At 68.4% G+C, this 13692-nt stretch carries 8 protein-coding genes; 4 read left to right on the top strand and 4 right to left on the bottom strand.

The window, feature by feature from the left end:
• Nucleotides 1-4: 4 nt before the first annotated feature.
• The 4 genes from B9P64_RS30060 to B9P64_RS30075 form a co-directional block, all read right to left on the bottom strand.
• Nucleotides 5-829 carry a hypothetical protein gene (locus B9P64_RS30060; RefSeq protein ID WP_139826174.1) on the bottom strand — a complete coding sequence of 275 codons (825 nt, stop codon included), beginning with the start codon at nt 827-829 and terminating at the stop codon, nt 5-7.
• Nucleotides 830-1176: 347 nt separating this feature from the next.
• Complete coding sequence (locus tag B9P64_RS30065; protein WP_176256745.1) at nt 1177-2748, bottom strand: TolC family protein; 1572 nt, start codon at nt 2746-2748, stop codon at nt 1177-1179.
• Complete coding sequence (locus B9P64_RS30070) at nt 2738-4105, bottom strand: HlyD family type I secretion periplasmic adaptor subunit (protein WP_085315366.1); 1368 nt, start codon at nt 4103-4105, stop codon at nt 2738-2740. The genes B9P64_RS30065 and B9P64_RS30070 overlap by 11 nt, the downstream gene beginning before the upstream one ends.
• Complete coding sequence (locus tag B9P64_RS30075; protein WP_085315367.1) at nt 4102-6408, bottom strand: type I secretion system permease/ATPase; 2307 nt, start codon at nt 6406-6408, stop codon at nt 4102-4104. The genes B9P64_RS30070 and B9P64_RS30075 overlap by 4 nt, the downstream gene beginning before the upstream one ends.
• A 901-nt stretch (nt 6409-7309) precedes the next feature.
• Here B9P64_RS30075 and cas3 point away from each other — a divergent pair.
• From cas3 to cas7e, 4 genes are all read left to right on the top strand, one after another.
• On the top strand, nt 7310-10150 hold the full coding sequence (gene cas3, locus B9P64_RS30080; protein ID WP_176256746.1) for a CRISPR-associated helicase Cas3': 2841 nt from the start codon (nt 7310-7312) through the stop codon (nt 10148-10150).
• 233 nt (nt 10151-10383) lie between these two features.
• Complete coding sequence (gene casA, locus B9P64_RS30085) at nt 10384-12024, top strand: type I-E CRISPR-associated protein Cse1/CasA (protein WP_085315369.1); 1641 nt, start codon at nt 10384-10386, stop codon at nt 12022-12024.
• 9 nt (nt 12025-12033) lie between these two features.
• Entirely contained in the window at nt 12034-12570 is a 537-nt protein-coding gene (casB, locus tag B9P64_RS30090) for a type I-E CRISPR-associated protein Cse2/CasB (RefSeq protein ID WP_085315370.1), read from the top strand.
• Nucleotides 12571-12623: 53 nt separating this feature from the next.
• Entirely contained in the window at nt 12624-13691 is a 1068-nt protein-coding gene (gene cas7e, locus B9P64_RS30095; protein ID WP_085315371.1) for a type I-E CRISPR-associated protein Cas7/Cse4/CasC, read from the top strand.
• Nucleotide 13692 lies beyond the last annotated feature (1 nt).

Genomic DNA, 13692 nt, shown 5'->3' with positions numbered 1-13692 from the left:
GTAATTATTTGGCGGGCTTGAGGGCTTTTTCGACGAAATCAAGGGTTTGCCAAGACTGTGCAGAGGAACCAGGCACTCGATATTTTGGATTTGGGGTGCGATGAAAATCTGGGCAGGCATGATCCGCCGCAAACAGCCAAGGGGACCGTCCTCCTGCGCGATTGCCTTGGCCTAGGTCTACCATATATCCAATTCGTTCAGCGATGACTTCATTGGTTTGCAGGTCGATTATCCTGAGCAAACTGCCAGCGATCCAATATTCACGTTCTTCTCGAGTTGAGATATCTTCATAGGTCAGTCCATAGCGTGCAGTGCGGTTGGAGGCAGGGGTCGCAGTCAACGCGAATCGCGTATACCCCTCTAGGGCGGCACTATTAGTCTTCCAAGGTTCATCAATGCGGCCAGTGTAACGGTATAGTTTTCCGTTATTTTGCTCTTCGGCTTCGATGTAATGATAGCCAAGGCGCGGAAAGCTTTCTTTTGACTCAGGAGCCTCTTTCCCTTCTCGATAGCTATTGCGGAGAAATGACTTTATATATCCAGCGCCGCCCATATCATCACCATAGGGATCACTTAGTTTAAATTGATCGCCAAAGTTTGTTTTTTGGGGGCGTACCTTCAACAAATACACCCCTTCTACGTTATCAACGGTCCGGTAGATAAACTCCCCCGACTTCTTGCACCGCTCCTGCCACATCGCATAAGCGGTCTCCGACCGAATACGCGCTTCCCGTCGCTCCAGCATGCCGCCGATGCATCCAGTCAGTGCAGCCGATGCCGTCAATCCGACGAGGCAACGTGCCAGTACCGTCAATATTCTTTTGTTCACTGCTGATCTCTTTGCCAAAAGCAGTTGGTGAGTTGTTGCAAGGATGGCCGCGCGACGATCTTTATCGGCGATGGAATTCGGGCTGTTCGTTTCAATGACTGCCGATCCTCGTGCAACGGCTCTCGATTCGCCTTGCCGAAAGTCTTCGGGTTGGAATCAGGAGAATCTTCGCGCGATGCAATTCTTCTTCCGCCCCTTCGGTATTCGCTGCTCGATCCATGCCGTATTGACCGGATTGCCAAGGGCTTCAACGTCAGGCGCCGTCTCCCGGTGGCGTCGATCCACGACCGGGCGGCAGCGCGGGTGAAAACCTCCGCCAGAGCACCTCGGGCCGGTACGGCGTTCGTTCACGGTTCACCTCGCCCACTTGCGCGGAGCGCGCCAGCCTCGGTTGCCGCTGCGCCCATCACCACCAACCGCAACCGCGCCGACTGCCACTCGCTCCAGCATTTGATGAGTTCCGCCCGCGCGAGCGCGAGCGCCGCGAGCGACTGGTTCATCTGGATCAGATCCGCCGCGCCGCGCTCGTACTTGCGCTGCAACGACTCCATCGCGAGGCGCGCCGCGGTCGCCAGTTGCCGCGCGGCCTTCAGGTTCGCGAGCGCGGCGCGCGCATCGGCATGCAGGAACCGCGCATCGCGCAGCACCTGCGCCTCGGCGGCGGCCAGCTCGGCCTGCTTCTGCGCCAGCTGCGCCTGCGCGCCGCTCACCTTGTAGGTCTGCGCAAAGCCGTCGAACAGCGGGATGCGCAGCGTCAGCGCCGTGGTGCGCTCGATGCTCCACAGCGCCGACAGGCTCTGGTTGGGGCGCCCGTTCTCGTAGCGGTTCCAGCTCAGTTCCACGCTCGGGAGTCCCTCGCGCCGGGTCGCGCGCAGGCTGTGCTCGGCCGATTCCACCTGCGCCCGCGCGGCGGCAATGGCCGGATGGCGGCGGGTGACGGCGTCGAGCCAGGCGTCGAGCGGCGCCCAGCGGTCGGCGCGCTCGACCGGCGCGTCGTCGGGCAGGGCGTCGAGGTCCGAGGGCGGCAGCCGGTAGCGCGCCGTGCCGCGCAGGCCCACGGTATGGCCGAGGGTGGTGGCGGCCTTCCCCGCGTCGCCCCGGCTCAGGCTCAGGTCGTACTCCGCGCGTGCGAGCGCCGAGCGGGCCTGCAGCACCTCGGACTGGTCGGCCAGTCCCTTGTCCTGCCGGTTCAGCGTCGAGCGCAGCTGCTGCCCGGTCAGCTCGACATTGCGTTCGCGCGCCACGCTCAGCGCCTCCGCGTGCTGGGCGGCGAAGTACTGCTGCGCCACGTCGTTGACGAGCCGGCGCAACGCCGCGTCCTGACCGGCGGCGCTCGCCTCGACGAGCTTGGCCTGCGCCTGCTCGCGGCTCTCGCGCAGCCCGAAGTCGTAGACGCGCCAGCTGATCGCGAGGTTGTTGCCGGTGGCGTAGGTGCGGTCGTTGTCGGGGCGCGTGAATGCGTCGGTGCGGGCCTGGCGGGTGCGCGAGACGCTGGCGCTCAGCACCGGCCACCAGGCCGCGCGCGCCTGACCGAGCGCGGCAGCCGCGTTCTGCACCGCCGCGCGGCTCTGGCGCAGCTCGGGGTTGCGGCAGACGGCGTGGTCGATGGCGTCCTGCAGGCTCAGTTCCGGGCCGTCGGCCGGGGGCGCGGACCAGGCGGCCTCGACCTGCTCGCAGTCGTCGGGCATCGCGATGCCGGCCTCGGTGGGCAAGGGCAGATCGGCCAGCACGGGCGGCGGCAGCACGCGCAGCGGGTCGTGCAACGGATAAAGCCAGCGCGTCGGCGGGTCGATCGGGTCCTGTGCGTGCGCCGGAAGGGAGCCGGCGGCGAGCAGCGCGAGCGGCAGCAGCGCGGCCAGGGCCGGCCAGGTCCTGGCGCGCGCCGGGCGTCGCGTCGACATGGCCGGTTCAGCGTTCATTGGCGGCCTCGTGCGCATGGCGCAGCAGCGGGTCGAGCACGTAGTCGATGACGCGCCGGTCGCCGGTGCGGATCTCGACGCTCACCGCCATGCCGGGCGTGATCGGCGTGGGGCGGCCGTCGACCTCGAGCACGGCGCGGTCGAGCGCGACCTTGACCGAGTAGACGAGGCCGCGCTTCTCGTCCTGGATCGCGTCCTCCGACAGCTGCGACACCCGGCCGCTCACGGTGCCGTACTTCGTGTACTGGAAGGTTTCGACCTTCACGGCCACCGGCTGGCCGGCGCGCACGAAGCCCATGTCCTTGTTCTCGATGAAGGCCTCGATCTCGACCGGCCCGCCGGCCGGCACGATCTGCATCAGCGGCGCGGCGGCCTGCACCGCGCTGCCGAGCGTGTGCACCGCCAGCTGCTGCACGGTGCCGTCGACCGGCGAGCGCAGCGTGAGCAGCTGGCCCGACGCGCTGGCGCGCCGCGCGTCCTGCGTGGCGGCGGCGGTCTGGCGCCGCGCCTCGGCCAGCTGGTCGGCGGCGGTCTTGCGTGTCTCGGCCACGAGCGTGGCGAGCTGGTTGCGGGCCTCGGCAAGCTGGGCCTGCAATTGCAGCCGCGCCTGCTCCTTGTCCTGCCAGGCGACGAGGGCCACGTCGTGCGTGGCGAGCAGTTGCCGGTAGCTCTCGGCCTGCTGCTCGGCCAGCGGCAGCGCGGCGCCGAAGTGGGCCACGTCGTCGGCCAGCTTGCGCTGGCGGGCCAGGAAGTCCTGGTACTGGAGCTCGGTCTGGCGGGCCGCCGCCTGCCAGGTGTCGGGCGCGATCGCGCTGGCGTGGCGCCGGTTGAGCGCGTCGCGCGTGGGCAGCGCGGGCGGGCGGTTGCGCGCCAGCGCATCGAGGAAGGCCTCGTTGCGCGCAGCGACGAGCACGGCGTCGTCGCCGTCGCCCCGCGCCTTGTCGCGCTCGGCGTCGTGGACGCGGGTGTCGAGCTGGAGCAGCACCTGGCCGGCCGTGACCGTCTGGCCCTCGTTCACATCGAGCCGCACGACGCTGCCGGTTTCGACCGCCGCGATGGTCTTGACGCGCTGGCTCGGGATGACCTTGCCCTGCGCGTTCACGACGATGTCGAGGTGGCCGAGGAACGACCACAGCAGCGCCGTGAGCACCAGCGCGACGAGCACGCCGCCGAGCAGCCGGACCGTGCGCGATGGCGGCGTCTCCTGGAGCGCGAGCGCGGCGGGCAGGAACTGCGCCTCGTCCTCGCGGAACAAGCCGGTCGGCGTCTGGTGGCGGATCGACCAGAAGTGACCGAAGGTGCGCGCGTAGTGGCCGGCAAGCACGCCGACGGCCTGCAACCGGTGCCGCAGGCTCATCGCGCGTCTCCGGGCAGGATCGACGAGGTGATCGTCACGCCGCGCGCTGCCACGGCCCCGGCGCGACCGGGCGCGGCGGCCTCGGGCGCGCGCTGCCCGCCCTGTTGCAGGCGATGCAGCAGCGCGTAGATGCCGTCGGGCCGGCGCAGCAGTTCGTCGTGGCTGCCGATTTCGGCGATCTGCCCGCGCTCCATGACCACGATGCGGCTGGCATCGCGCACCGCCGACAGCCGGTGCGCGATGACGAGCACGGTGCGCCCGCGGCAGATCGCGCGCATGTTGTCCTGGATGATCTTCTCGGACTCGTAGTCGAGCGCGCTGGTCGCCTCGTCGAGGATGAGGATGCGCGGATTGCCGATCAGGGCACGCGCGATCGCGATGCGCTGACGCTGGCCGCCCGACAGGCCGGTGCCGTGCTCGCCGACCATCGTGTCGTAGCCCTCGGGCAGCTCGCAGATGAAGTCGTGCGCGCCGGCGAGGCGGGCCGCGTCGATGATGGCCTCGATCGGCAGGCCCGGATCGGACAGCGCGATGTTGTCGCGCACCGAGCGGTTGAACAGCATGTTCTCCTGCAGCACCACGCCGATCTGGTGCCGTAGCGAGGCGGTGTCGATGACGCCGATGTCCTGGCCGTCGATGAGCACCCGGCCCCGGTCGGGCACATGCAGGCGCTGCACCAGCCGGGTCAGCGTGCTCTTGCCCGAGCCCGAGCGGCCGACGATGCCGATGACCTCGCCCGGCGCGATGCGCAGCTGTACGCCGCGCAGCACGTCGGCCGCATCGGGCCGGTAGCGGAACGACACCTGGTCGAACTCGACGCGGCCGGCGAGCCGCGGGATGCGGGTCTTGCTGCCCTCGATCTCGGTGCGGGTGTTGAGGATGTCGCCGAGCCGGCTCATCGAGATGCCGACCTGCTGGAAGTCGTTCCACAGCTGGGCCAGCCGCAGGATCGGCGCCGACACCTGGCCGGCCAGCATGTTGAAGGCGATCAGCTCGCCGACCGACAGCTTGCCGTCGATGACCAGCGTGGCACCGAGCCACATGATGCCGAGCGTCACGAGCTTGCTGACGAGCGTGACGCCGCCGCTCGCGACCGTCGCGATGTTGGTCGTGGACAGGCCGGCGGCCACGTAGCCCGCGAGCTGGCCTTCCCATTTCTGCTGCCAGCGCGGCTCGACCGCCATCGCCTTCACGGTGTCGATGCCGCCGAGCGTCTCGACGAGGAAGGACTGGTTCTCGGCGCCCTTGGTGAACTTCTCGTCGAGGCGCCGGCGCAGCAGCGGCGTGAACAGCAGCGACAGCAGCCCGTAGCACGGGATCGACGCGACGACCACGAGCGTGAGCACCGGGCTGTAGCCGAGCATCACCGCGAGGAAGACGAACGAGAACAGCACGTCGAGCAGCACCGTCATCGCGTTGCCGGTGAGGAAGGACCGGATGTTCTCGAGCTCGCGGATGCGCGCGACCGAATCGCCGACGCGCCGGCTCTGGAAGTAGCTCGTCGGCAGCGCGAGCAGATGACGGAACAGCCGCGCGCCCAACTCCACGTCGATCTTGCTGCTGGTGTGGGCGAAGACATAGGTCCGGATGCCGGTGAGCACGACCTCGAACAGCGTCGCGCACAGCAGGCCGAGCGCGATGACGTTGAGCGTCTGCAGCGCATGGTTGACCAGCACCTTGTCCATCACGACCTGGAAGAACATCGGCGTGACGAGGCCGACCAGTTGCAGCACCAGCGACACGAGCAGTACCTCGCCGAGCAGGCGGCGGTACTTGACGACGGCGGGGATGAACCAGGTGAAGTCGAAGCGCGCGAGCGCGCCCGCGTAACTGGCGCGACTGGTGAGGAAGATGAGCTCGCCGTGCCAGAACTGGAGCAAGGCAGCGACCGACAGGCTTTGCGGCGGCTCGCCGGGGCGCTGGATCAGCAGCCTGGCAGCGGCGGGATCGAGGTCGGCGCCGGGGGCGGAAGTGCCGGCGTCGACCCGCGCCAGCACGAAGAAGCGGCCTTCTGTGTCGCGGGCGAGGCAGGGCGTCGGTGCGCGGTGCAACCGGGCGGGCGGATGCGATGTCACCTGCTTCGCACTGAAGCCGAGCGAGCGGGCCGCGAGAAGCAGCCGGGTCATGTCGAAGGGTTCGGCGCCGTGCTCATGCCGCAGTCGGGCGGCATCGGCGGCCAGGCCGTGGAACTGGGCCAGCATCAGCAGGCTGATCAGGCCGGTGTCGAGCGGGGCCGTCGCCGAGGCGTCGGGTGAGGACGGTGAACCGGGAGTGGGGTTGGGTCCCGCTTGATCGGGACTCATTCACTTCTGCCGGACGGGTTGATGACGGTTGACGACATTCAGGGCGGCGCAGGGTGGATTGGGGTGCGCCGGAATGTAGGGAGCAATGAAACCGGCCCCGATGGGATGGACTTTATGCTCCCGGGATAAATTCGATCAGGCGTGAAATATTTCCGGTCTGTGTCAGCGATGGCCAGGACCTATCGAGGGGATTGGGAATGCGATTTCGGATTTGCGGCAATCGCATGGTCGCCTAGCCTCGGACCCGGAATTGCTGGGAAGTATCAATCAAAATATATATATCTATATTTATAGCTTGTGAGGGACGCTTGGGCGCAGGTGTTCTTGCTTGTATTCAAGACGGCAGCCCAGGACTGACGGGCTGATGGAAGCGTTAGATCAGCGATGCGATAGCCGTTGGCGTAGCAAACGACTTTGTAAAGCTTCTCAGCCTCGATTTTTCCGAAGGCTGTCTCGCGGTTTATCGAACCGCAAGACTGGCGTTTTGGGGGGGCTTGGATTGCATATGTCAGAGTAATCAGTCATAAAAATAATTGCACGATTCTGAATCGTGGACCGCTATTTGATGCAAGTCCAATGCCTTCAGCTGTGAAGGAGTATTGGTTGTTCGACCTGCTCAATAAGCTTTTCACCGGAACAGTCGTGTCAGCTACTCGATTGTCTTATGTGGATGCGTACGCGCAACCGTCAGGCCACCGCGCCCGGGAAGCGGTGGTACACGTCGGCCGATCTACAGGCTTGCAGGTTGACCACTGCACCTGCCGGGTGTCCTTCGACATTTGCGCACTCAAGGCACAGGCGGGGAAAGCAATGTGTCGCAGGTGGCGGGCACTGGTGTAAGGGACCAATTCGCCCGCGCCCGGCGCTGCGGCATAGTCCGCGCGCCCCGACGGAGACCCGCATGCCGACATCCCGCTATCACGCCTACTGGGGCAAGGCTCGCCCCAGCCATCGCGCCGAGGGCGCGGCGCAGATGCACCTGCTCGTGCATCACTCGCTCGATGTCGCGGCCGTCGGTCAGGCCTACCTCCGCCGTCATCCGGTCCTGCTCGACTGGCTCGCCGACCAGCTCGGCGCCGCGCCCGCCGTGCTGCTCGATTGGCTTGCGTTCTGGCTGGCGCTGCACGACCTCGGCAAGTTCTCCCTCACCTTCCAGCTCCAGCGCGCCGACCTCGTCGAGCGGCTGCAAGGCAGCAGTCCCGAAGCCCGGACCAGCGGCATCCGCCACGACAGCCTCGGCTTCGCCTTCTGGCGCGAATACGTCGCCGAGCGCGCCTTCGACGACGCCTGGTTCGGCAGCTTCGACAGCCCGGCCGACCTCACCGACGCGCTCGAACCCTGGGTGCGCATCGTCACCGGCCATCACGGCATGCCGCCGCGCGCCGACATCGGCATCGGCGTGTGCGGCCATTTCGGCGCGCGGCCCGATTCGCGCCGCGCGGTGCCGCGCAATGTCGCCGACGCGCTCGGCTTCATCGACGCCATGCGCGCGATGTTCCTGTCGCCGGCCGCCGCCGCGCTTGCGGCGCAGCCCGATTTCGGCGAGCGCAGCCGGCGCGTCTCGTGGTGGCTCGCCGGCCTCGTCGTGCTCGCCGACTGGATCGGCTCCAACGCCGACGCCTTTCCCTATCGCGACACCGCCTCGCAATCGCTTGCAAGCTACTGGGCCGATGCCCTTGCGCGTGCTGACGCCGCGCTCGATGCCACCGGCGTGTTCGCCACGCCGCTGCGTGCGCCCATCGCCTTCGGCCAGCTGTTCGACGGCATCGTCACGCCCTCGCCATTGCAAGCCTGGGCCGCCGACGTCGCCATCGCGTCGCGCCCCCAGCTGCACCTGCTCGAAGACGTGACCGGCGCCGGCAAGACCGAGGCGGCCGTCATGCTCACCCAGCGGCTCATCGCGGCCGGCGTCGCCGACGGCTTCTTCATGGGCCTGCCCACCATGGCGACCGCCAACGCCATGCATGCGCGCATCTCGCAGGTCTATCTCAAGCTGTTTGGCGACCACGCCAGCCTTGCGCTTGCGCACGGCCGCAAGAACCTCGTCGAGGCCTTTGCCGCCACCGTCCTGCGCCCCGGCCGCGACGACAGCGATGCCGAGGCGGAGGAGGGCGCCGATACCGCCACCGCGCGCTGCACCGCCTGGCTGGCCGATCACAACAAGCGCGCGCTGCTCGCGCCAGCCGGCGTCGGCACCATCGACCAGGCGCTGCTCGGCACGCTGCGCAGCAAGCACCAGTCGCTGCGGCTGCTCGGGCTGTTCCGCAAGGTGCTGGTGGTCGATGAAGTGCACGCCTGCGACGCCTACATGCTGCGCACGCTGGAGCGGCTGCTGGAGTTCCACGCCCAGGCCGGCGGCAGCGCCATCCTGCTGTCGGCCACGCTGCCCATGCGCATGAAGCGCCGTCTGCTCGACGCTTTTGCGCGCGGGGCCGGTGAGACGGCTGCACCGCCGCATGCCGGCGACTACCCGCTCGTCACATCCTGGATCGCCGAGTCGGATGACGCCCTGAGCGAGCAGCCCATCGCCACCCGCGCGGCAGTGCGTCGCCGCGTGACCGTGCAGCATGAATCCGACCCCGCCGCACTCCAGCGCCGCATCCTCGATGCGCTCGCCGCCGGCCGCTGCGTCGCCTGGATCCGCAACACCGTCGCCGACGTGCTCGATGCGCATGCCGCGCTGGCGCCGCATCTGCCGGTCGACAAGGTCACCGTGTTCCATGCCCGCTTCGCGCTCGCCGACCGGCTCGCCACCGAGCAGCGTGTGCTGGCCACCTTTGGCCGCGAGAGCGGGCCGGAGCAGCGGCGCGGTCAGCTGTTAATTGCTTCGCAGGTCGCCGAGCAATCGCTCGATGTCGATGCCGATCTGCTCATCTCCGACCTCGCGCCCATCGACCGTCTTGTGCAGCGCGCCGGCCGGCTCATGCGCCATGTGCGCGATGCCGAGGGCCGCGTGCTCGCCGGCGCCGAGGCGCAGGACGCGCGCGGCGAGCCGCAACTCATCGTCTTCGGCCCGGCCTTCGTCGACGAACCGCGCCACGACTGGTTCAAGGATTTCTTCCCGCGCGCGAGCGGCGTCTATCCGCATCACGGCCAGCTTTGGCTCACGGCGCAGGCGCTGCGCGCGGGCAGCTTCACCATGCCCGACAACGCGCGCGCGCTCATCGAAGCCGTGTACGGCAACGAGGCCGAGCTGCCCGCCGGCCTGCACGGCAGCGCCAACCGCGCCGAAGGCAAGGACTACGGCGACGCCAGCCTGGCCGACGCCAATGCCGTAAGCCGCGACCTCGGTTACGAGCGGCGCGGCACCGAATGGGACGTGGAAGTGTCGGCGCCGTCGCGGCTCGGCGAGGACACGCTCGATGTGCTGCTGTGCCGCTGGCACGGCGCCGAGCTGCATCCGCTGCATGCGCATGCCGACCCGCGCGCCGCCTGGGCCTACAGCAGCGTGCGCATCGCGCGCCGGCTCATCTGCAACGTGCCCGAGCCGCGCGATGCCGCGCGCGCCGCGGCGCTGGCCGAGTGCGCGGCGCGGCTGCCGGGGCAGGGCAAGTGGTCGGTACTGCTGCCGCTTGAAGACGATGGCGCGGGCGGGCTGGTCGGCGCTGCGCTGCGGCTGGCGCGCGACGAGAAGACCGAGCTGCCGGCGCGCTGGCACTACTCGCCCCTGACCGGGCTGGTGCTGGAAGAAGAAAGGGCGCCGGACGGCGATGCGTCGGGCGCCCTGGCCCCACTGGGGTGAGGAACGGTGCGGGACCGATGCCGCGCTGACCAAGACAATCGGTTCATCTCCATGACGATGGAGAACGCCGGCCGAGTGTCGCACGCGGGTTTTGCGGCGCTCTTCGCCTCCGATTCGTGGTGCAGTTCTCGGACAAATCTTGAACAACACTATCCAAAACAATCTTTGAAAATTTGAATGCGGAGGCGCCACTGACCTCCAGCCGGCGCCAAGTCACCCGGAGCGCCACCCGCATGTCACTTCTGTTTGAACGCTGGATTCCTGTCCGCCTCAGCGACGGCCGGCGCGATGTCGTCGCCGCGTTCGAGCTGGCGCGGCCCGACATCGTCGCCTTCGACGCGCCACGCGCCGACTTCAACGCCGCGCTGTTCCAGTTCTGGATCGCGCTGCTGCAAACCGTCACCACGGCGCAGAACCGCCGCGAATGGCGCCAGTGGCTGCTCTCGCCGCCCGACGCCGACACGTTGAAGGCGCTGTTCGCGCCGCTCGCGCCGCACTTCGTCTACGACGGCGACGGCCCGCGCTTCATGCAGGATCACGCCCTGCGCGCGAAGGATGGCGAGCCCGTCGCGATCGCCAATCTGCTCATCGATTCGCCGGGCGAGAACGCACTGCGCAACAACGGCGATCACTTCACCAAGCGCGGTCGCATCGAGCGGCTGTGCCCGCATTGCGCGGTGCTGGCGCTCTACACCTTGCAGACCAATGCGCCGTCGGGCGGTGCCGGGCATCGCACCGGGCTGCGCGGCGGCGGGCCGCTCACCACGGTGCTGCTGCCGCCGCCGGTGGCGGGCCGGCCCGCCAGCCTGTGGCAAACGCTCTGTCTCAACCTGCTGCCGGTGCCGCTGTTCAATCAGGTCGGCGGCGATGCCAACTGCGCCGAGCAAATCCTGCTGTTTCCGTGGCTGGGGCCGATCGAGCGGCTCCAGAGCAAGGACGGCGCGCTCGCCCCGGCGCAGGTGCATCCGCTGCATGTGTACTGGGCCATGCCGCGCCGCATCCGGCTCGATTTCGATGCCGTGCAGCCGGGCAATTGCGATCTCTGCGGCGAGCCGTCCGAGCGGCTCGTGGCCCAGTACGTCACGCGCAACTACGGCCTCAACTACAAGGGCGCCTGGGATCACCCGCTGTCGCCCTACTACCAGGTGAAGGACGAGTGGCTGCCGCTGCATCCCCAGCCCGGCGGCATCGGCTACCGGCACTGGCAGGGCTTCGTGCTCGGGCTCGACAACGACAAGCAGGTGCGGCGCAGCGCGCGCGTGGTGTCGGCCTTCTTCGAGGACAACATCGAGCGCGACCACCGCACCGAGCTGCGCCTGTGGGCCTTCGGCTACGACATGGACAACATGAAGCCGCGCTGCTGGTACGAGTCGGTGATGCCGCTCTACGCGCTCGGCGACTGCGGTCCGCGCGAACGCGAGGCGCTGCGCCATGACATCGGCGCCTGGGTCGGCGGCGCCGAGCTGGCCGCCAGCTATCTGCGCAATGCGGTGAAGGACGCGTGGTTCAGCGGCGATGCGCGCGGCGACTACAGCTTCGTCGACGCCAGCTTCTGGAGCCGCACCGAGCCGGGCTTCTATGCACTGCTGCGCGAGCGCATTGCCGCCGCGCGCGACAACGTCGACTGGGATCCGGTGGCACGCACCGGCGGCTGGCGCGGCCAGTTGCGGCAGGCCGCGCTGCGGCTGTTCGACAAGGAATTCGTCGGTGCCGGGCCGGTGCATGCGCAGAACCCGGCACGCATCAAGGCCGCGCACGAGCAGCTGCGCCGCAACCTCGACGGACCCAAGCTGCGCGACGCGCTCAAGCTGCCCGCGCCGCCCGACGCCCCCAAGAACAAACCCGCCCGCAAGACTGCCCGCAAGGCCACCTGAGGAGAACGCATGTCCAGACCCGCCAAGCTGCTTCGGGGCGACGGCCCCGGCAAGGTGTTGTTCGACTGGTGGACGCGCCTGGCGTCGCCCGAGGTGTCGGGCGGCCTGCGCGCCGACCGCGCCGCGCTGCGCCGCGCCGGCAGCCTTACCGCCGTGGCGCTCGCGCCGGGCTTCCAGCGCGTGCTGCATTCGATGGAAGCCGCGCGCGAGGACGGCGAGGCGTGGTTCGCGGCCGACCGCGACCGGCTCGCCGCCGCCGTCGGGCTGCTGGCGCATGTGGGCACCTCGGTCGACGACCTGACGCTGCCCAAGGCCGCCAGCCGCCGCGCCGACGGCGCCGACCGCAATCCGGTCAGCGACCTGCGCTTTGCACGCCTGCTCGAAGCGCCCGACCTCGACGCGCTGTTCGTCGGCCTGCGCCGTGCGCTGCCGCTGCTGGGCGACACCGTCGATGTCATGAGCCTCGCCAACGACATCTACAACTGGAACGAACAGACGCAGAAACGCTGGGCCTACCAGTACGACTGGAAGCCGTCCGGCGAATGAATCTTTTGCTCCGCAGCCAGCAGCCCAACCACCGCATTCAGGAACCCCGCGCCATGTCCCGCTTCGTCCAGCTCCATCTGCTCACCAGCTATCCGCCGTCCAACCTCAACCGTGACGACACCGGTCGGCCCAAGACCGCACAGCTCGGCGATGCCACGCGCCTGCGCATCTCGTCGCAGAGCCAGAAGCGCGCCTGGCGCACCTCGGACGTGTTCGAGGTGGAGCTGGCCGGCAGCCTCGGCACGCGCACCAAGCGCAAGGGCCGCGACGTGTACGCCGCGCTGGTCGCGGGCGGCGTGAGCGACAAGCTGGCGCGCGAATGGGCCAAGGACATCGCCAAGCAGTTCGGCAAGCTCAAGCCCGAGAAAAAGGACAAGGACGCGGACCCGCTCGGCGATCTCGACATCGAGCAGCTCGCGCATTTCAGCCCCGAGGAAATCGCAGCCATCGACGCGCTGGTCGCCACGCTCGTCGCGCGCAAGGAAGCGCCGAGCGCCGATGAACTCAAGCTGCTCGGCCGGCCGCGCCGCGCGGTCGACATCGCCATGTTCGGCCGCATGCTGGCCGACTCGCCCGAGTTCAACGTGGATGCCGCCGTGCAGGTCGCGCACGCCATCACCGTGCATCGCGCGGCGGTGGAGGACGACTATTTCAGCGCGGTCGACGACCTCAACAAGACCGACTCGGGCGCCGGCCACATCGGCGAGCGCGGCTATGGCGCGGGCCTGTTCTACCTCTACATCGCCATCGACCGCGAGTTGCTGGCGCAGAACCTCGGCGGCGACGCAGCGCTGGTCAAGCGCGCGCTCGAAGCCTTGGTGAGCGCCGTGACCAAGGTGTCGCCGACCGGCATGCAGGCCAGCTTCGCCTCGCGCGCCTATGCCGGCTTTGTGCTGGCCGAGAAGGGCGACCAGCAGCCGCGCTCGCTGGTGCAGGCCTTTCTCAAGCCGGTCAAGCCGCAGGCCGACGAAGACATCTTCGACAAGGCCGTCACGGCCATCGAGACGCGCAAGCGCAACTTCGACGCGGTGTACGGCGCCTGCGCGGATGACAGCTACACGCTGAACGTCGAGACGCCCGCAGGCACGCTCGCCGACCTCGCCGCCTTCGTCGCGGGCTGAG

The sequence above is a fragment of the Derxia lacustris genome (genome assembly GCF_002105195.1).
Classification (GTDB): Bacteria; Pseudomonadota; Gammaproteobacteria; order Burkholderiales; family Burkholderiaceae_E; genus Derxia; species Derxia lacustris.
Note: the sequence above shows the minus strand (reverse complement) of the source record. Positions and strands in the feature narration are given on the sequence as shown.

Excerpts from the sequence above, each read along its gene's own strand:
- cas3 (WP_176256746.1), top strand. The coding sequence starts at position 7,310 with ATGCCGACATCCCGCTATCACGCCTACTGGGGCAAGGCTCGCCCCAGC.
- casB (WP_085315370.1), top strand. The coding sequence starts at position 12,034 with ATGTCCAGACCCGCCAAGCTGCTTCGGGGCGACGGCCCCGGCAAGGTG.
- casA (WP_085315369.1), top strand. The coding sequence starts at position 10,384 with ATGTCACTTCTGTTTGAACGCTGGATTCCTGTCCGCCTCAGCGACGGC.
- B9P64_RS30075 (WP_085315367.1), bottom strand. The coding sequence starts at position 6,408 with ATGAGTCCCGATCAAGCGGGACCCAACCCCACTCCCGGTTCACCGTCC.
- B9P64_RS30070 (WP_085315366.1), bottom strand. The coding sequence starts at position 4,105 with ATGAGCCTGCGGCACCGGTTGCAGGCCGTCGGCGTGCTTGCCGGCCAC.
- cas7e (WP_085315371.1), top strand. The coding sequence starts at position 12,624 with ATGTCCCGCTTCGTCCAGCTCCATCTGCTCACCAGCTATCCGCCGTCC.
- B9P64_RS30065 (WP_176256745.1), bottom strand. The coding sequence starts at position 2,748 with ATGAACGCTGAACCGGCCATGTCGACGCGACGCCCGGCGCGCGCCAGG.